This is a genomic window from Flavobacterium gillisiae, assembly GCF_900107635.1.
GTDB lineage: Bacteria > Bacteroidota > Bacteroidia > Flavobacteriales > Flavobacteriaceae > Flavobacterium > Flavobacterium gillisiae.
Genome location: NZ_FNRD01000014.1, coordinates 70,827 through 89,308, shown reverse-complemented (window position 1 = coordinate 89,308; position 18,482 = coordinate 70,827). Strand labels below are relative to the sequence as shown.

The window sequence follows — 18,482 nt, the reverse complement described above, 5'->3', positions numbered from 1 at the left end:
GTAATACCAAATGGTCTTAAAATTTATTGGCACAGTAATTGGATAATCAGTAAATGTTAAACATAAATACACATACTATGAAAACTAAACTATTATTATTAAGCCTGATAACCTCAGTTTTTATAGTGCAAGCGCAAGATAGAAACAGGGTTAGTGCGATGACAAATGAAATTAGTGATAATTTAGATTTGAGAGCCGTTGCTGATATTTTTGGAGATTCACGAGATCTTCAGGAATTTGAGAGACAATTAAATGACCCTGAACTACAAATATCAAATTTGGATTTAAACAACGATAACGAAGTTGATTATTTACGGGTTATAGAAACCGTGGAAAATAGAACCCACGTTGTTATAATACAATCTGTCCTTGACCGTGATGTTTATCAAGATGTTGCAACGATCGAAATAGAAAAAGACAGATACAATAAGGTACATCTACAAGTTGTAGGTAATGAGTATATGTACGGTCCAAACTATATCTACGAACCCGTATATTATAGAACTCCTGTTATTTATGCTTCATTTTGGTCGTACAATTACAGACCATATGTTTCTAACTGGTATTGGAATTATTACCCATCGTACTATTATGCGTGGAACCCATTCCCTGTGTTCAGATATAGAAATAATATCCAAGTTAGTTTGAATGTATACAACAACTATAATTATGTGAATTACAGAAGAAGTAACCAAGCGGTCGTAATTTATAACTCTAGACGTTCAAATGGTTATGAAAGACAGTATCCTAATAATAACTTTTCAAGAAGAAACGCCAATGTTTCTAATCGTTATGAATTAGAACAAAGAAGAGGTACTCGAAATGTAGGATCTAGAAACGAAGTTGGTTATTCTCAAAACAGAAACCAATCATCAAGAACTACAGAATCACGCAGAAATACAAATGAAAGAGATTATTCTCAAAACAGAAGTACAACTTCAAGAGAAGCTGCACCACAAAGAACAACAAATCAAAGAGCTAATTCTCAAAACAGAAGTACAACTTCAAGAGAAACTGCGCCACAAAGAGCAGGAACACAAAGAGACTATTCTCAAAACAGATCAAATCCTTCAAGAGAAAATGCCCCACAAAGAACTGAAACGCAAAGAGACTATTCTCAAAACAGAAATAACACTTCTAGAGAATCTGCTCCACAAAGAACTGATGCGCAAAGAAGCAACGCTCAAAACAGAGTTAATCAATCTCGAGAAAGTGCACCACAAAGAACTCAAACGCAAAGAGACTATTCTCAAAACAGAGCAAACGCTCCTCGAGAAAGTGCTCCTCAAAGAACTCAAACTCAAAGAGGAAATTCTGAAAAGAGTGCTCCACAACGAACCGAATCAGGTAGAGATAATTCTTCCAGAGGAAACAATAGAAGATCCTAAAAACAGTGAAATACAATGATTTTAAACACGCTCAATTGAGCGTGTTTTTTTTATGTCTTTTTCTAAATAAACAAGCCTATTTTATTTAAAAAGAGTAAATTTGACGAGTTTTTAAAAGTACTACATGAGCACATCGCATAAAAACCTACATTCAAAATTATCTTTAGGTGGATTATTGATTACATTGGGAATAATATATGGTGACATTGGGACATCCCCTCTATATGTTATGAAAGCCATTCTTGGTCAAAGTATTATTAATGCAGATATTGTTTTAGGAGGAATCTCAGCAGTCTTTTGGACCCTTACTTTACAAACTACCATAAAATACGTTATCATTACTTTAAGTGCCGATAATCATGGTGAAGGAGGAATCTTTGCTTTGTATGCCTTAGTTAAAAAAACAAAAATTCAATGGTTAATCGTTCCCGCCATTATTGGTGGTAGCGCACTACTTGCAGACGGAATTATCACCCCGCCCATTTCTGTGTCCTCTGCAGTCGAAGGAATTAAAACCTATTACCCTCAAATAAACACAATTCCTATTGTTATTGGTATCCTATTCGTACTATTTAGCATTCAACAATTCGGAACAAAATTAGTAGGTAAGTTTTTTGCTCCCATGATGCTTATCTGGTTTAGCATGCTTGGAATCCTTGGTTTGATCCAAATCACAAAGCATCCTGAAGTTTTTAAAGCATTTAACCCTTACTATGCTTACCATTTATTATCGATTCACCCAGACGGTTTTTTCGTTTTGGGCTTTGTATTTCTATGTACAACAGGTGCCGAAGCATTGTATTCCGACATGGGACACTGCGGAAGGAAAAACATTCGAATCAGCTGGATTTTTGTAAAAACTACTTTGGTCTTAAATTATTTTGGACAGGCAGCTTTTTTAATCCATCATGAAGGAGAAACACTGACAACCTTGGGAGGGCCAAACGGTAATCCGTTTTATTTGATCATGGCAGACTGGTTTCAACCTGTCGGTATTGTAATCGCAACACTTGCCGCTGTGATTGCTTCTCAGGCACTTATTAGTGGTTCATTTACATTGATAAACGAAGCCATGCGATTAAATTTTTGGCCAAAAGTAAAAATAAAATATCCTACTGAACTAAAAGGACAATTGTACATCCCTTCAATAAACTGGTTATTGTTTTTTGGGTGTGTTGGAATAGTTTTGCATTTTGAGGAATCGGGAAATATGGAACATGCCTACGGTCTGGCCATAATCTTGTGCATGATAATGACTACTATTTTACTTAATTTCTACTTAATCATGAAACGAGTAAAATTATATTTTATCATCCCCCTAATCACAACCTATCTATTGATTGAAGTTAGTTTTCTAGTGGCTAATATCACAAAATTTTCAGAAGGTGGTTATGTAACATTAATTATTGCCCTCGCTTTAATTTCGATTATGACTATCTGGTACTTAGCCAAAAAAATCAGCAAGAGTTACACAAAAATTGTAAAAATTGAAGATTATAAAAAAGTATTGACCGAATTAGGTGCCGACCTTTCGATTCCAAAATATGCGACCCACTTGGTTTATATGACCAATGCAAATCGTGTGGACGAAATTGAAGAAAAAGTAATGTATTCCATTTTACAAAAAAGACCAAAAAGAGCCGATATCTATTGGTTTGTTCACGTGAACATATTATCTGAACCCTATAAAACCGAATATAAAGTAACAGAAATCATTAAGGATGATTTATATCGCGTCGACTTTAATTTAGGGTTTAGAGAGCCTACAAAAATAAACCTGATGTTCAAGGAAGTTATCAAGGATATGGTGAAAAAAGGAGAGGTAGATATTACAAGTAGATATGAATCTTTGAGTAAAAACAATATAATAGGTGATTTCAAATTTGTATTGTCTGAGAAATTCCTTTCAAATGACAGTGATTTAAGATGGCATGAAAAAATAATTATGAACTCTTACTTCTTTATTAAGAAATTAAGTTTGTCTGAAGAAAGAGCCTTTGGACTTGACAGTAGTTCTGTAAAAATAGAACAATTCCCTATGGTGCTTCACGCTCCTGAAAACATTGGTTTAACAAGAGTTAAGTAACTATTCCTCTTTAAAAATTTCAAAAACACTGCTCTTAGAGCAGTGTTTTTTGTTTTAAAAAAATATAAAACCAACATTCATTATTTAAAATTTAACTTTCGACCAATTAATAGTACCTTTGCACCTCAATTATTTAAAATGAGATTACACAGAAATTTAGTTTATACCACCATTGATTCCCTAAATGCAATATTTAACGAAGGGGAATATGCAGATAAAGTGGTTGCAAGAGCCTTAAAAAAAGACAAACGTTGGGGAAGCTCTGACAGAAAATTTGTTGCCGAAACCATCTATGAAGTAGTACGATGGAAAAGATTATATGCTGAAATTGCAGAAGTAAAGGCACCGTTTGACAGAGACAATATCTGGAGAATGTTTTCAGTATGGGCTGTATTAAGAGGATATCCAATCCCTGATTGGCGTCAACTAGAAGGAACTCCAGAAAGAAAAATAAAAGGTCGCTTTGATGAATTATCTAAAGTGAGAGCCCTTAAAGAATCTATTCCAGATTGGATGGACGAATTAGGAGTAAAAGAATTAGGTGAAAAAGTTTGGGCTAAAGAAATTACAGCTCAAAATCAACCCGCCAAAGTTATTCTAAGAGTTAATACGCTAAAAACGACTAAAGCGGAATTAAGAGCGATCTTAATGGACTTAGACATTGATACTGATTTACTAAAAGATCAACCGGATGCTTTAGTACTTAAAGAAAGAGCTAATGTTTTTATGACAGACGCGTTCAAGAAAGGTTTCTTTGAAGTTCAAGATGCTAACTCGCAACTTGTGGCTGCTTTCCTTGATGTAAAACCAGGAATGCGCATTGTGGATACATGTGCAGGTGCCGGTGGTAAAACATTACATATCGCTGCTTTAATGGAAAACAAAGGGCAACTGATTGCAATGGATTTATACGAAAGTAAATTAAAGCAGTTAAAAATAAGAGCAAAACGTGATGGTGCTTTTAATATTGAATACCGTATCATTGATAGCACTAAAGTAATCAAGAAACTACACCAAAAAGCGGATCGTGTATTGATTGACGCCCCTTGTAGTGGACTTGGAGTTCTTAAAAGAAATCCTGATGCTAAATGGAAATTGCAACCTGAATTTATTGACAATATCCGTAAGATACAATCAGAAGTTTTAGAAAGTTATTCTAAAATTGTAAAACCAGGAGGAAAACTGGTATATGCAACCTGTTCTATATTACCTTCTGAAAATCAAGATCAGATCGCTAAGTTTTTAACTACTGATATTGGTAAAGAGTTTACATTCATTAAAGATCAAAAAATTCTCGCTCATGAATCTGGTTTTGATGGTTTTTACATGGCTCTTTTAGAAAGAAAAGAAGAAGTTTTAAAACCTAAAGAATTAAAAGCTGCAAAAGAAACAGCGGAAGAAAAAGAATAACACCTTTTACCTTCTATACACAAAAACGCCTTCAAATTGAAGGCGTTTTTTATTAGAAAATAATTTAAAACAAAAATCCTCAAAAAGTAGCTTTCTACATTCGAGGATTTTTTTATAATTGCTGAATTCAAGTTATAAATACTACTATTTTATTTTTAAAGATACTGCAATAAAACATAGCACAAACTTGTCATTCCGACGAAGGAGGAATCACCGTTAGCTGAGCAGTTTGATGAGATTGCTTCGCCTGTTCGGGTAAACCCTCGAGTCCTTCTTCGTCGGAATGACAAGTAAACATTTTAGATTCAAAGGATGAATAATTTCATTGCATCTTCTAAGCTAAGATCGATGTATAGCTCAATCTATCTTCTTTGTTCTTTTCTCTACTCTCTTTTCTATAGTTTAATCGTTCATCGAGATTAAAAACTCTTCATTGTTTTTAGTTTGTCTGAAACGGTCATTTATAAAACTCATAGCTTCAACAGGATTCATATCTGCAAGGTATTTTCTCATGATCCACATTCTCTGTAAGGTCTTTTGATCTAATAATAAATCATCACGTCTTGTACTAGAAGAGGTTAAATCAATTGCTGGGAAGATACGTTTATTAGCGATTTTTCTATCCAATTGTAATTCCATGTTACCGGTACCTTTGAATTCTTCAAAAATAACTTCATCCATTTTAGAACCAGTTTCTGTCAATGCAGTGGCAATGATACTCAAAGACCCACCATTTTCAACATTACGAGCAGCTCCAAAGAATCGTTTTGGTTTCTGTAGCGCATTAGCATCTACTCCCCCACTCAATACTTTACCTGATGCAGGTTGTACCGTGTTGTATGCTCTGGCCAATCTCGTAATGGAATCTAAAAGAATCACAACATCGTGACCACATTCCACTAATCGTTTTGCTTTTTCAAGCACGATATTAGCAATCTTAACGTGTTCTTGAGGTTCTCTATCAAAAGTAGAAGCAATAACTTCTCCACGCACACTACGTTGCATGTCTGTAACTTCTTCTGGACGTTCGTCAATCAATAAAACAATAAGATAAACTTCAGGGTGATTAGCAGCAATTGCGTTAGCAATTTCTTTCAGCAACATGGTTTTACCCGTTTTTGGCTGAGCCACAATCATACCACGTTGTCCTTTTCCTATTGGAGAAAACAAATCAATAATACGAGTTGAAATCGTACTTTGTCTTGCCGCCAAATTAAATTTCTCTGATGGAAAAACAGGTGTTAAATGTTCGAATGAAACTCTATCACGAACGACCTGAGGATCATGTCCATTTATTTTCAATACTTTTACTAATGGAAAAAACTTCTCTCCTTCTTTAGGAGGACGCACCACTCCCTTAACCGTATCTCCAGTTTTAAGTCCGAATAATCTGATTTGAGAGGTTGATAAATAAATATCATCTGGTGACGCTAGGTAATTATAATCTGAAGAGCGCAAGAAACCATAGCCATCAGGCATCATTTCAAGAACACCTTCACTTTCTATTATTCCGTCAAATTCAAAATCAGAATCCCTAAAATTACTTTTCTTACTTTTAAAATTTGGGTTTTGATTTTGTTTATTTAACTGATTTGGATTTACTTTTTTTACAGGCGCTACAACTTCTTGCGTTTCGGCAGAATCATTTGCAACAACCTCTTCCGTTTCCTTGTTTAGTTCCTTTGCTTCTTCTTTATCCTTTTTTAAAGCAATTTTCTTTTCGTATGCTGATTTATTAAACTTAATAATCTTGCCTACTTTTTTTTCTGACACTGAAGATTCATTTCCTGATTCAGCCTCATTTGCAGCTTCTACTTGAGCCTGAACTTCTGCAGGAACATCAACCTTAGCTTGAAGATCTGTGTCTACTGGAGCTTCCTCATTATTAGAAGGAGTAATTTTTGCTTTTTGAATGGCAGCTTTTTTAACGGGAACGATACGAGCTCTTTTAGGCTTATCGTCCTCGACAATGGATTCCATTTGTAAATCTAAAGCTGGCTCAACTTTAGTCGTTTGATGTTCTAAAATCTGACCTATTAAGGTTTCTTTTTTAACACCGTTAAACTTTATGGTTTTAGCTGCTTTAGCTATAGCTTGAAGCTCAGAAAGCTTCATTTCTTTTAATGCAGAAATATCAAACATGAATGTTCTATTGGTTTAATTAATTTGGATAATACTAAAAAGATAGGTAGTAACTATATCATTATGAATTGACCGCAGTATGAAGTGCTTACGGTACTCTTATGCAATAATACGAATAAAATTTAATGATACAATAGTATTTTAAAAAAAGAAAATATATTTTTGTCAAACAAAATTCACAAAATGATACAAAGAATTCAGACGATATATTTATTTCTTGCTTTTGTAGTGACAGGAATATTACCTTTTTTATTTCCGCTTTGGACCATGAGCGACGGAAAGGATTATTTTTTTATGCAAAATGAGTTTTATGTTATACTTTTGGGTTTAAGCACGACGATTTCAATTGTTAGTGTTGTTTCCTATAAAAAAAGACAAAATCAATTTGTTATTGGCAGATTGAATATAATTTTAAATTTAATTTTATTGGGATTATTTGTATATCGTTCACTAAACGTATCTGGAGAAACAGTTCTTGTTTCTGAGAAAGGTATTGGGATGTTTCTTCCTATTGTTGCTATCGTATTATTAGTACTAGCTAATAAGGCCATCAAAAAGGACGAAGATCTTGTAAAATCTGTGGACAGATTGAGGTAGACCCATAACATTAGTTTATTAGTGCGAAGAGAACCCGAATGTAAATTCGGGTTTTTTTGTGCCTATAACTGAGAATAGCGCAACAAATAAAACTGTTTAAGTAAATTATTGTCCTTTTTTTTTCTAATTTTGGTCTAACCCTCTACGGCATGAAAGATAAAATACGAATACACCTTGCAGACGATCATCAAGTACTAATAGACGGTATGCGTACGCTGCTAAATACGGTCCCTAATTTTGAGGTCATCGGGTTTTCTTTAGACGGTACCAACCTTTATGATGAAGTAATTAGCAATAAGGCAAATATTCTTATCCTGGACATTAGCATGCCAAATAAAGATGGAATAGAAGTAATTAAAGAGTTTACCAAAAAAGGATATCCGTGCAAAGTAATAATCCTATCTAGTTATGATGACTTGAAGATTATTCAGGAAGTCATGAAATTAGGCGTGAGCGGCTATTTGACAAAACAATGTGCCGGAGAAAATATTGTGGAAGCTATTCAAGCTGTTGCTAACGGAGAAGAATATTTTTGCAATACTGTTAGAGAAAAAATATTCAATACCGCAACAAAAGACAATTCAAAATTAAACAAGGAAAACCCAATCGTAGATTCCATTTTAACGGGGAGAGAACTTGAAATCATCATTTTAATTGCATTAGAACATAGTGGAAAAGAGATTAGTGAGAAATTGTTTATTAGCACTAATACCGTCGAAACACACCGTAAAAACATCATGAAAAAGCTAAAAGCAAAGAACACAATCAGCTTGGTTAAGTTTGCTCTTAAAAACAAATTGATTAAATCATAAGTTTATTTATTTTTCATAATCTGTAGTTGTCTATGCTTTTAAAAAAAAAACCGTTATTAATTCTTTTATTACTGCTTACTGCTTGTACTAGTATATTTGCTCAATCTAATCTAGTTGCCAAACAAAAAATAGCAGATATAATTAGCGAAGCAACGCTTCTTATGAAAGAACAGAAGTACGAGAAATCATTAATAAAATCACGAATTGCCTTAACAAAATCAATCCAAATTAATGATGATTACTTAATAGCAACTTGTTATAACACTATCGCAGCTAATTTCGACGAATTAAGTGAGTTCGACAAAGCTTTTTTCTACTATCAAAAAGGACTTGTATATGCTAGCAGAACTAACAATAGTGAATTAAAAAACTGGCTCTACAACAATCTAGGAAACATCTACTGTTTTGATAAAAAAGAGTACAAAAAAGGGATTTACTATTATAAAAAGTCACTTGATTACAGCAAAAAAATTGGCGATTCAGTACAAATTGTTTTTACAAATCTGAATATAACTTGGGCCTATTTTGACATTGGCGACTTCAACTCAGGCTCTCCGCACCTCAATTTTGTCAATAAATACCATCCTAAATTTGGCGATGAATCAACAATTGTTGCCTTAAATATGCTTAATGGAATGTATTATGGCTACAGAAACGAACCTAAAATAGCCACTTCTTTCTTTGAAAAAGCGATCTTACTAGGGGAAAAAGGAAACGAAAAATCAGATCTATCATTTACACATCAGGAATATTCTAAGTTTTTATTGAAAAATGGCGACTTTGAAAAAGCATATCAAAATTTAGAAGCCTATAATACCATCACAGCAAACCTCAATTATGAAGAGAAGGTAAAAAAAATCAATGTTGCTGGAATCAATCTCCAAGTAGATGAATACAAAAGAGAGGTTGATAATATCGAGACAAAATACAAAACCAAGGAGCAGCTACTGATAGAAAAACAAACCAAGAACAAGCAAATAAGTGTTATTATTATCTCATTACTGCTATTAGCCATCATCCTTTTCTACTTTTTCTTTCAAAACACAAAACTGAAACAAAAAAACAAACTCAACGAAATTCAAAGTAAAATTCAGGAAAATATCATTAATGCATCCATCAATGGTCAAGAGCTGGAACGGAAGAAAATTGCCAACTTCCTGCATGACAACATCAGCGCTTTACTATCATCGGCGGGTTTACATTTGAGCGTATTTAGTTCGAAGAATACTATCCAATCAGAAGAAATAGCAAAAACAAAAGCCATCTTAAAAGAAGCCCATGATAAGGTACGTGATTTGTCCCACGAACTTTTACCTTCATTGCTGGCGCGTTTTGGCCTCTTTTATGCACTTAATGATTTGTGCGAAAAAAACTCCAATTCCAGTATCCAGTTTGAATATTCAAGTACAATCGATGAAAAAACACGATACAATGCTGAATTCGAAATGAAAATGTATTTTATGATAACAGAGTTATTGAATAACATCAACAAACACAGTGGTGCAAAAAACACAACGCTTAGCCTACAGGAAGTAAACGATCAATTACTAATTCATGTTTGGGATAACGGAACAGGCTTTGACACCAACAAATACAACACTATTGAAGGTTTTGGGCTGAATCAAATTAATGCCAGAATAAACAATATGAAAGGTGAACTAGTTGTACAGTCCAAATTAAATTCTGGTACGTCGATACACATTAAAGTTCCTATTTCACATAGTGCGTAGCTAGACTCGTTTTTCAATTTCAATAATTTCTAAGTCTTTTATTTTGTCTCCCTCTATTACAAAGCGCAACATGGTGCGTACCTGGTGAAACCCACTTTTTCCGCAAGCTCCGGGGTTCATGTGCAAAAGATTATGCTTCTTATCAAACATAACTTTTAATATATGCGAATGCCCACAAATAAATAATTTGGGTGGATTTGCAGCCATCTCCGCTTTCATAGCAGGATTGTATTTCCCTGGATACCCACCAATATGCGTAATCCAAACATCAACTCCTTCACACATAAAACGATTGTGCAACGGGAACTCTAAACGCGCTTTGGCATCGTCAATATTTCCATAAACCGCTCGCAACGGCTTTAGTTTTTTTAAAGTATCAGTCACGGTTAAATCGCCAATATCACCAGCATGCCAAACCTCGTCAGCCTGAGCGACATATTTTAATATAGTATCATCAATATGACTGTGTGTATCAGAAAGCAAAAGGATTTTTTTACTCAAAATTGTATGTTTTTTTTAGGCTTTTGTGTACTTCGGATTTAATTTTCAGGAGCTAATCCAGCTATCCGCTTGTATCTTTTTATTTTTTAAAGAACAAAAATAAAAAGGATACCGCTACTATCTGGGCTAGGAATTTGGGTAAAAATAGACATTCCGAATCCAAATAAAAAATAAGTTTCACCTCAAAAAACAATATGACTTTGGCTCTACTTGAAAAAAATTAAATAAGTACCTTTGTGCCATTAAATGTGTAAACACGATTTTCTCCAGCACAATCTGATTGTGAAGTATAAAGAGGGAAATCTGAAAGTTCAAATGAGGTATTTTATAAAATTAGCATATAACGGAACCCTATACCACGGCTGGCAATACCAACCGAACGCGGCGTCAGTTCAAGAAACACTGAACAAGGCTGTTTCTACAATACTAAACTCTGAAATCAGTATTATGGGAGCAGGACGCACAGATACTGGTGTTCATGCTAAACAAATGTATGCCCATTTTGATTTTGAAACCCCTTTTGACATTCCGAGTTTAGTGCATAAACTCAATTCTTTTTTACCAAAAGATATTTCGGTTTACGATATTATTGCCGTTCCAGACGAAGCCCATGCCCGTTTTGATGCTTTAAAGCGAACTTATGAATACCATGTCAACACTTTTAAAGATCCATTTTTGCAAGAGCAAAGTTGGTACTTTCATCAAAAATTAGATATTGAGCTGATGAATAAAGCGGCAGCGCTGTTGTTTAATCACATCGATTTTCAATGTTTCTCGAAGGTAAACACGGATGTAAACACCTTTGATTGCACGATTTTTGAAGCGAATTGGAAACAAAACAAAAACCAACTTGTATTTACGATTTCGGCCAATCGTTTTTTGAGAAATATGGTGCGTTCTATCGTGGGAACACTTGTAAATGTGGGATTACATAAGATTACACTTGATGATTTTAATACCATCATACTAAATAAAAATAGAGATAAAGCGGGGTTTTCAGTACCGGCACATGGTTTATATCTGACTGAAATAGAATACGATTACATTAGTCCTTAGGACAAAATCCTTAGTACATAGTGATTAATACTTAGCACTGAGGACTTTAATATAAATACATCCATAGCCCTGATGGCAATGGAAATCCTTGAGCGCCGGGGTTCGGCGGTCAAGATTGTAATGAACAGCAGGATTAAGCTCCTAAAAAAAACTGAACTAAATTCAGCTTAAAAAAAATGAAAGCAAAAGCATTCGACACTCGATTATTCAAACGAATATTACAATATACAAAACCGTATCAATGGCGTTTTAACGGCGTAATTATATTTGCCATCTCCTTATCAGTATTTGCAGCGTTACGCCCGTATTTACTGAAGCAAACCGTAGACGGATACATACAAACCGAAGATGCCAAGGGCTTATTATACTACATCACCTTGATGGGTATTGTGCTGTTGCTCGAAGTTTTCTCCCAGTTTTACTTTGTGTTTTGGGCAAACTGGTTGGGGCAAGACATCGTAAAAGACATTCGGATAAAATTATTCAAACACATATTGAGTTTCAGAATGAAATATTTTGATTTGGTGCCGGTAGGTCAACTGGTAACCCGTTCTGTATCAGATATTGAATCCATTGCGCGTATTTTCAGTCAAGGTTTGTTTATGATTATCAGTGACTTAATGAAAATGGTGGTTGTGCTGTTTTTTATGTTCTATATGAACTGGCAATTGACTTGGATTGTGATTGTGGCGATGCCCGTTTTAGTATTTATCACGAGAATATTCCAGCGCAAGATGCAAGTGGCTTTTGAGGACGTTAGAAACCAAATTTCAAATATGAACTCCTTCGTACAGGAACGCGTGACGGGAATGAAGATTGTACAACTGTTCAACAGGGAAGAAATTGAAGCCAATAAATTTAAAGAAATCAATGACAAACATAAAAAGGCGTGGATAAAAACAATTCTTTACAACTCCATTTTCTTTCCCATTGCTGATATTATTTCTTCATTAACCCTTGGTTTCATTATCTTTTATGGCGGAATCAAGATTCTGAATGGTGATAACTTCACCACTTTTGGAGATTTGTTTTCGTACACGATGTTCATAGGAATGTTATTTAACCCTTTGCGCCAAATTGCTGATAAATTCAATGAGATGCAACTGGGAATGATTGCTGCCAATCGTGTTTTTGCCATTATCGATACACAAGATCAGATTCAAGATACAGGGATTGTTGAAGCACCTATATTCCTTGGAAATATTCAGTTCAAAGACGTGCGTTTCAGCTACATTCCTGATGAAGAGGTAATAAAAGGAATTGATTTAAATGTAAAAGCGGGAGAAACTGTTGCTATCGTTGGTTCTACAGGAGCTGGAAAATCTACTATTATCAATTTACTAAACCGTTTTTATGAAATTAACAGCGGTACCATTTGCATCGATAATGAAAATATCGAAAACTATACTTTAGGTTCGCTCCGCAAGCAAATTGCGGTGGTACTGCAAGACGTATTCTTATTTGCCGACACTATTTTCAACAACATAACGTTGAACAATTCTGCAATTACAAGAGAAGATGTTTTGGCTGCGGCCAAGGAAATTGGGGTGCATGACTTTATCATGAGTTTACCAGATAATTACGACTTTGATGTAAAAGAACGCGGCGTAATGCTGTCTTCTGGACAACGTCAATTGATTGCTTTCTTGAGAGCTTATGTGAGTAACCCGAGTATTCTTATTCTGGACGAAGCGACTTCTTCGATTGATACTTATTCTGAAGAATTGATACAACGTGCCACGGAAACTATAACCACAGGAAGAACCTCGATTGTAATTGCCCACAGACTAGCAACTATTATCAATGCTGATAAAATTGTGGTCATGGACAAAGGATTGATTGTAGAACAAGGAACGCATCAGGAATTGATCAATAAAGAAAACGGCTATTATAAAAACCTGTATGATTCACAGTTTTCGGTAGCTAATTAGAATCTTAACCGCAAAGAGCACAAAGGTATCGCAAAGGTTCTATTTTTTTCTTCTATAACGATCGACAATAAACCGTGACGTCTATTTTATACCTTTTTGATTAAATCACTTATTGCATTAAAACAGGACTTCTATGTAATACTATGAAGAATGAAATGACTTCAAAGCAACACATAAAATCTATGTTTCTATGTGTTTAAAAAAATCTAACCACATAGAATCACAGCCATTGTTTATAGATAGAAAAATGGTTAGAACATTATTCCCACACATAGTTTGAGCTCTAATTAAAGCGAAGCGACTTTCTTTATACTCACAAATAATCTATGTTTCTATGTGGTAAAAAAAAACACCAGTATACTTTTTTCAAACTCATAAGCAATGTACATACATGCAGGTACTACTTGTATATTTATTCAATAAAGAACTTATATGACTTATATGTTTTACTGTTTTTTGACATCATTAAACCCAAATTCCTCACTTTTACCCAGCTTCACCCCTTCTTTTACCCCATTACCATCGCATCAAACACACTCTTAATCCTCACTTTTTTAATCTTTAAAACTTTGTTACTCCTAATCTTTCCCAAAACAGAATAAATTCTTAAATTCGCAATTCAAATTAATTTAGAAAACTTATACAAATGAAATACGATATCATAGTTTTAGGAAGTGGTCCAGGTGGATATGTTACTGCCATTAGAGCATCGCAATTGGGTTTTAAAGTAGCCGTAATTGAAAAAGAAAACTTAGGTGGTGTATGCTTAAACTGGGGTTGTATCCCAACAAAAGCTTTACTAAAATCAGCTCAGGTTTTTGATTATCTAAAACACGCTTCTGATTATGGATTGACTGTTTCATCATTTGACAAAGATTTTCCTGCTGTAGTACAACGCAGTAGAACTGTTGCTTCAGACATGAGCAAAGGAGTGCAGTTCTTGATGAAAAAAAATAAAATCGACGTAATCAATGGTTTTGGAAAACTAAAACCAGGAAAAAAAGTTGATGTTACTGACAAAGACAATAAAGTTACCGAATATAGCGCAGACCATATTATCGTTGCTACTGGAGCTCGCTCTCGTGAGTTACCAAGCTTGCCACAAGATGGCGTAAAAGTAATTGGTTACCGTCAAGCAATGACTTTACCTACCCAACCAAAATCGATGATTATCGTAGGTTCTGGAGCGATAGGAGTAGAATTTGCACATTTTTACAATTCAATGGGTACTGAGGTAACTATTGTTGAATTCATGCCAAACATTGTTCCTGTTGAAGACGAAGACATTTCGAAACAAATGGAGCGCTCAATGAAAAAATCTGGAGTAAAAATCATGACCAACTCTTCTGTTGAGAAAATTGATACTACTGGAGCAGGTGTAAAAGCATTTGTAAAAACGGCCAAAGGAGAAGTAATCCTAGAAGCAGACATTTTACTTTCGGCTGTTGGAATTAAAACTAACATTGAAAACATTGGACTAGAAGAAGTAGGAATCGCTACTGACAGAGATAAAATTCTTGTAAACGCATACAACGCAACAAACATTCCTGGATACTACGCCATTGGTGATGTTACACCGGGACAAGCATTAGCTCACGTAGCTTCTGCTGAAGGAATCAACTGTGTGGAAAAAATTGCAGGAATGCATGTAGAACCTATCGATTACGGAAACGTACCGGGTTGTACTTATGCTACTCCTGAAATTGCTTCGGTAGGTTTAACTGAAAAACAAGCGATAGAAAAAGGATACGAATTAAAAGTTGGTAAATTCCCATTCTCAGCATCAGGAAAAGCAAAAGCTTCTGGAACACCAGACGGATTTGTAAAAGTAATTTTTGATGCCAAATATGGCGAATGGTTAGGATGTCACATGATAGGTGCTGGAGTAACTGATATGATTGCTGAGGCAGTTGTAGCTCGTAAACTGGAAACTACAGGACATGAAATCCTAAAAGCAATTCACCCTCACCCTACAATGAGTGAAGCCGTAATGGAAGCAGTTGCTGACGCTTATGGCGAAGTAATACATTTATAAAACAATCAACAGGAAAAGATGCACTGAAGTGTATCCCTACAACAATTACATCAATCCGATTTGTGAAAGCAAGTCGGATTTTTTTATGGGCGTGCCCCAGCTTCCACTCCGTTCCAGCAGCGTCAGGCTGTACGTTGCAATCTTTTATTTCGTTGCACTACATAAAAGGATTTCCACTGCCATCCTTCACGCGAGCACCACACACCACTTATATTTTCACCACTCACCTCTCACTTTTTACACACTCTTTTCTTACCTTTAAAACCAGAAAATCAGCACACTATGAACTGGACAGCAAAACTCATCGTACACAAGACAGAAAAACGTATAGCCGTATATTTTGAAAAAAATGCCGACTTAATATCCCGTATCAAACAAGTAGACGGAGCAAGATGGAGCCAACAAAAAGTGCTTTGGCATATTCCTGACACGATAGAAAACAGAGAGCGTTTCAACATAGCACCACTCTCCCACTCTTTACCATCAATGGAGGGAATAGAGCAAATTGAGAAATTCAAGCAATGGCTGCGTTCTAAACGCTATAGCCAAAGCACCATTGCAACCTATAGCGAAGCCTTAAAATCTTTCCTGGTTTTCTACAGAGAAAAACCAGTTGCCAAAATCACTAATGAAGACGTGATTATATACAACAACGACTATATATTGAAGAACAATTTGTCAGCATCATACCAGAATCAAATCGTGAATGCCATAAAATTGTTTTTTATGACAATCAGAGAAACCAAAATGGAAGTTGACAAAATTCACCGTCCCAAACGATCCAAAGTTTTACCAAACGTTTTGAGCAAAGAAGAAATAAAGTTGATCTTGGATGCGCATAGCAACATCAAACACAAAATGATGTTAAGTATGATTTACAGTTGTGGTTTGCGTAGTGGCGAGCTATTGGCTCTTCAACCCGTCCATATCGATTCAAAAAGAAACATCGTATTACTTAAAAACTCCAAAGGAAAAAAAGATAGGATTGTGCCCTTGAGTCCAAAGATATTAGAAATGCTGCGTGAGTATTATAAAGTATACAAACCCACGGTTTATTTATTTGAAGGTCGAACAACGGGACTGCAATATGATGCACGAAGTTTACAGCTAATAATAAAACAAGCATTACAAAAAACAGGAATCACAAAGCCTGTCACTTTACATTGGTTGCGGCACAGTTATGCAACTCATCTACTAGAAAGTGGCACTGATTTGCGCTATATTCAGGAATTATTAGGACATAATAGCAGTAAAACCACTGAAATATACACTCACGTTAGTACGAAAAGCCTGCAACAAATAAAAAGTCCCTTTGATGATTTGTAAGAAAATAATTAATATATTTGGTAATATATAAAACGAAACAAAACTTCGTATATACACCCAAAAAAGGGTGAATTGGCGAAGTTTTATTTCGCCTATATACTAGTTAGCGGCAAGTGTCGCGCAGAATCGGAGAATTCAAGAACCTAACACACTTTTTAAGAAAACAAAATGAATATAATAGATAGTATTTTTAAGTTACTCAGAATCCGAGAAAGTGATGAAAATATTTTTCTGTTATTGGAAAAATCAAAAGAAGATTATCTTATTATCATTAAAAATATAGAAGAAATATTAAGAGAAGGTAAAAATAATGCGCAAGCCAACGTTGTGGAAAAAATATCAGAAATCTTAATAGAGAAAGATTTTCCTAAATTTAAAAAAGAAATCAATAGCGTTGATATGTGGGGAGGTTCTGGAGCAGTTTGGGAAGTTTACTTTCATAATGAAAACTTACAACGGAAGTTTAATAATCAAATGCTTAAATTAATCGATTTAATGGAAAGGACTAAAATTATAGGTCGTGGAATAAAACCTCTAAAAAAGTTATTCAGAAGATAAACACCAGCCGCTAACAGCGGTTTGCATAAATGGCGAAATATGTGGTAAATTCACGTTTATCTTTCGCAAGATATTTTATCTTAGCCGAAAATAATCGGTTACGAAGTTCGCCACTTCTGCAAGCCGCGACACGTTATAAGCAAGCCTACCAAAAATGCCGCAAAAATAGACTATGAAGAAAAATATTTTAGATTATATCTCTATTAAATCAACTCTAGACGAATTGATAAAATTTGGCGAAACAGAAATTGCAAATAATCTTTTAGATATAATAAATCTTAACGAACTTCCAAAACCTGAAAAGCATAATCTTAAGAAAGACATAACTACTTCCTATTTCGAAATTAATTTATCCAGCGAAATTATTGATAAAATTATTGATTTATTTAGCGAATTAGAAGTTGAAAGCTTAACAGAAAATGGCGAGTCAACAAATTCAACAAATCATTATGTTGAGTTATTAGATAAATGGTTAAAAATTCAAGATGAACAAAATTAAAACCCAACCAAAAACTATTAAAGAGAAAATCTGTATTTTCTTTGTCTTATTAGGAATGACAAGCATAGTGTATTTTATTGCTACGAGTTTAACTAAACAAAGAGAAGAAGAAATTGCATTTATTAATAAAGATTTCTCTTTAACACGTGGAATAATTACAAAAAAATCCGTTTATAAAGGTCGACATATTACAGTCAAGTATAAAGTTGGAGAAAAATTTTACGAAGATAGTGATGGATTTAACGAAAATGATAAAGTTGAAGAAGGCGACAACGTTTTTATAAAATATTCAAAATCGAAACCTGAATTAATGATGACAGAATTTAACGACGAATATGGAAATTAAAATAAAGGCCAGCTTATAACAGCGGTTTCACAAAATGGCGAATTTTGTGGTAAATTCACGTTTAT

The 18,482-nt window shown here is 34.5% G+C and carries 15 protein-coding genes; 13 read left to right on the top strand and 2 right to left on the bottom strand.

The features are described from left to right. The first annotated feature begins 77 nt into the window (after positions 1 to 77). From BLV35_RS16790 to BLV35_RS16780, 3 genes are all read left to right on the top strand, one after another. Positions 78 to 1,388: a hypothetical protein gene (locus tag BLV35_RS16790; RefSeq protein WP_091093067.1), complete on the top strand. Its 1,311-nt coding sequence runs from the start codon at positions 78 to 80 to the stop codon at positions 1,386 to 1,388. A gap of 124 nt (positions 1,389 to 1,512) precedes the next feature. Beyond that, positions 1,513 to 3,474: a KUP/HAK/KT family potassium transporter gene (locus BLV35_RS16785; RefSeq protein ID WP_091092929.1), complete on the top strand. Its 1,962-nt coding sequence runs from the start codon at positions 1,513 to 1,515 to the stop codon at positions 3,472 to 3,474. Between the two features lie 138 nt (positions 3,475 to 3,612). Next, positions 3,613 to 4,884 carry an RsmB/NOP family class I SAM-dependent RNA methyltransferase gene (locus BLV35_RS16780; protein ID WP_091092926.1) on the top strand — a complete coding sequence of 424 codons (1,272 nt, stop codon included), beginning with the start codon at positions 3,613 to 3,615 and terminating at the stop codon, positions 4,882 to 4,884. Positions 4,885 to 5,286: 402 nt separating this feature from the next. Here BLV35_RS16780 and rho read toward each other — a convergent pair whose 3' ends face one another. Next, positions 5,287 to 7,026: a transcription termination factor Rho gene (gene rho / locus BLV35_RS16775; RefSeq protein WP_091092924.1), complete on the bottom strand. Its 1,740-nt coding sequence runs from the start codon at positions 7,024 to 7,026 to the stop codon at positions 5,287 to 5,289. A gap of 183 nt (positions 7,027 to 7,209) precedes the next feature. On the opposite strand from rho, the gene BLV35_RS16770 reads away from it, so the two are divergent. The 3 genes from BLV35_RS16770 (at position 7,210) to BLV35_RS16760 (ending at position 10,165) form a co-directional block, all read left to right on the top strand. Next, on the top strand, positions 7,210 to 7,623 hold the full coding sequence (locus BLV35_RS16770) for a DUF4293 domain-containing protein (RefSeq protein ID WP_091092922.1): 414 nt from the start codon (positions 7,210 to 7,212) through the stop codon (positions 7,621 to 7,623). Between the two features lie 149 nt (positions 7,624 to 7,772). Beyond that, a complete protein-coding gene (locus BLV35_RS16765; protein ID WP_091092919.1) occupies positions 7,773 to 8,435 on the top strand; it encodes a response regulator in 663 nt (220 codons plus the stop codon). 32 nt (positions 8,436 to 8,467) lie between these two features. Continuing rightward, on the top strand, positions 8,468 to 10,165 hold the full coding sequence (locus tag BLV35_RS16760; RefSeq protein ID WP_091092916.1) for a sensor histidine kinase: 1,698 nt from the start codon (positions 8,468 to 8,470) through the stop codon (positions 10,163 to 10,165). On the opposite strand, the gene BLV35_RS16755 is transcribed toward BLV35_RS16760, so the two are convergent. After that, positions 10,166 to 10,648, bottom strand: a complete 483-nt coding sequence (locus tag BLV35_RS16755; protein WP_176980643.1) for a metallophosphoesterase family protein — start codon at positions 10,646 to 10,648, stop codon at positions 10,166 to 10,168. Between the two features lie 333 nt (positions 10,649 to 10,981). Between BLV35_RS16755 and truA the strand changes: the two genes are divergently transcribed. From truA to BLV35_RS16720, 7 genes are all read left to right on the top strand, one after another. After that, on the top strand, positions 10,982 to 11,722 hold the full coding sequence (truA, locus tag BLV35_RS16750) for a tRNA pseudouridine(38-40) synthase TruA (protein WP_091093065.1): 741 nt from the start codon (positions 10,982 to 10,984) through the stop codon (positions 11,720 to 11,722). Between the two features lie 176 nt (positions 11,723 to 11,898). Next, positions 11,899 to 13,653: an ABC transporter ATP-binding protein gene (locus BLV35_RS16745; protein WP_091092912.1), complete on the top strand. Its 1,755-nt coding sequence runs from the start codon at positions 11,899 to 11,901 to the stop codon at positions 13,651 to 13,653. 646 nt (positions 13,654 to 14,299) lie between these two features. Next, positions 14,300 to 15,688 carry a dihydrolipoyl dehydrogenase gene (gene lpdA / locus BLV35_RS16740; protein ID WP_091092909.1) on the top strand — a complete coding sequence of 463 codons (1,389 nt, stop codon included), beginning with the start codon at positions 14,300 to 14,302 and terminating at the stop codon, positions 15,686 to 15,688. Positions 15,689 to 15,970: 282 nt separating this feature from the next. Next, positions 15,971 to 17,014, top strand: coding sequence for a site-specific tyrosine recombinase/integron integrase (gene xerA, locus BLV35_RS16735; RefSeq protein WP_091092906.1), 1,044 nt, complete (start codon positions 15,971 to 15,973; stop codon positions 17,012 to 17,014). 168 nt (positions 17,015 to 17,182) lie between these two features. Then, positions 17,183 to 17,572, top strand: a complete 390-nt coding sequence (locus BLV35_RS16730) for a hypothetical protein (protein ID WP_091092904.1) — start codon at positions 17,183 to 17,185, stop codon at positions 17,570 to 17,572. Between the two features lie 172 nt (positions 17,573 to 17,744). Beyond that, entirely contained in the window at positions 17,745 to 18,071 is a 327-nt protein-coding gene (locus BLV35_RS16725; protein WP_091092901.1) for a hypothetical protein, read from the top strand. Beyond that, the gene (locus BLV35_RS16720; RefSeq protein WP_091092897.1) at positions 18,058 to 18,417 is read left to right on the top strand and encodes a hypothetical protein; all 360 of its coding nucleotides are present in this window, start codon (positions 18,058 to 18,060) and stop codon (positions 18,415 to 18,417) included. Before BLV35_RS16725 ends, BLV35_RS16720 begins: the two co-directional genes overlap by 14 nt. Positions 18,418 to 18,482: the final 65 nt, after the last annotated feature.

Coding starts and splice junctions, on each gene's coding strand:
- BLV35_RS16725 (WP_091092901.1), top strand. CDS start 17,745: ATGAAGAAAAATATTTTAGATTATATCTCTATTAAATCAACTCTAGAC.
- BLV35_RS16720 (WP_091092897.1), top strand. CDS start 18,058: ATGAACAAAATTAAAACCCAACCAAAAACTATTAAAGAGAAAATCTGT.
- BLV35_RS16770 (WP_091092922.1), top strand. CDS start 7,210: ATGATACAAAGAATTCAGACGATATATTTATTTCTTGCTTTTGTAGTG.
- BLV35_RS16765 (WP_091092919.1), top strand. CDS start 7,773: ATGAAAGATAAAATACGAATACACCTTGCAGACGATCATCAAGTACTA.
- BLV35_RS16790 (WP_091093067.1), top strand. CDS start 78: ATGAAAACTAAACTATTATTATTAAGCCTGATAACCTCAGTTTTTATA.
- BLV35_RS16745 (WP_091092912.1), top strand. CDS start 11,899: ATGAAAGCAAAAGCATTCGACACTCGATTATTCAAACGAATATTACAA.
- BLV35_RS16730 (WP_091092904.1), top strand. CDS start 17,183: ATGAATATAATAGATAGTATTTTTAAGTTACTCAGAATCCGAGAAAGT.
- rho (WP_091092924.1), bottom strand. CDS start 7,026: ATGTTTGATATTTCTGCATTAAAAGAAATGAAGCTTTCTGAGCTTCAA.
- truA (WP_091093065.1), top strand. CDS start 10,982: ATGAGGTATTTTATAAAATTAGCATATAACGGAACCCTATACCACGGC.
- lpdA (WP_091092909.1), top strand. CDS start 14,300: ATGAAATACGATATCATAGTTTTAGGAAGTGGTCCAGGTGGATATGTT.
- BLV35_RS16760 (WP_091092916.1), top strand. CDS start 8,468: ATGCTTTTAAAAAAAAAACCGTTATTAATTCTTTTATTACTGCTTACT.
- BLV35_RS16780 (WP_091092926.1), top strand. CDS start 3,613: ATGAGATTACACAGAAATTTAGTTTATACCACCATTGATTCCCTAAAT.
- BLV35_RS16785 (WP_091092929.1), top strand. CDS start 1,513: ATGAGCACATCGCATAAAAACCTACATTCAAAATTATCTTTAGGTGGA.
- xerA (WP_091092906.1), top strand. CDS start 15,971: ATGAACTGGACAGCAAAACTCATCGTACACAAGACAGAAAAACGTATA.